Source organism: Mesorhizobium sp. M2A.F.Ca.ET.067.02.1.1 (assembly GCF_004023285.1).
In the GTDB taxonomy this organism is placed as follows: Bacteria; Pseudomonadota; Alphaproteobacteria; order Rhizobiales; family Rhizobiaceae; genus Mesorhizobium.
Map to the genome: position 1 here is coordinate 1 of NZ_RZSB01001313.1, position 740 is coordinate 740.

Annotated in this window: 1 protein-coding gene; it reads left to right on the top strand. The window is 68.2% G+C overall.

All coding sequences use genetic code 11. The features are described from left to right. On the top strand, positions 1–680 hold a 680-nt coding region (locus EOA28_RS37530), incomplete at its 5' end, for an MOFRL family protein (protein ID WP_281060962.1). Between the last annotated feature and the right edge of the window lie 60 nt (positions 681–740).

The window sequence follows — 740 nt, forward strand, 5'->3', positions numbered from 1 at the left end:
CCTCGGGGCCGACCGTTCCCGACACCGGCAGCCGTCAGGATGCCCTGGCCTCGATCGCCGCTTATGGCATGAAGCTGCCGGCCTCGGTCATGGCCCATATCAATTCACCCGACGCCGATGCCCCGCGTCCCGACGATCCGCGCTTTGCCGGCAATGAAGTGCATCTGACCGCCTCCGCGGGCGTGTCGCTGGAAGCCGCCGCCGCCGAGGCCAAGCGGCAAGGCATCGAGGCCGTCATCCTGTCGGATGCGATCGAGGGCGAGGCCCGCCAGGTCGGCGGCGTCCACGCCGCGATCGCGCGCGAGGTAGCCGCTCGCAACCGGCCTTTCGCCAAGCCCGTGCTGATCCTGTCCGGCGGCGAGACGACCGTGACGCTGCGGGCCAAGGGGAAGGGCGGCCGCAATTCCGAATTCCTGCTCGCCTTCGCCATCGGCATCGACGGTGTCGAGGGCATTCATGCCCTTGCTGCCGACACCGACGGCATAGACGGCTCGGAGAACAATGCCGGCGCCTTCGCCGACGGCTCGACCGTGGCGCGCATGCGGGCGGCAGGCGTCGATGCCAAGGCAATGCTCGCCGGCAACAACGCCTGGACGGCATTTGATGCGGTTGGAGATTTGTTCGTGCCGGGGCCGACGGGGACGAACGTGAACGATCTGAGGGCAATCCTGGTTCGTTAGACGACGGCGTCGTGACATCTGCATGAGCGTCGGCGCCGCCCCTCATCCGCCCTTCGGGCA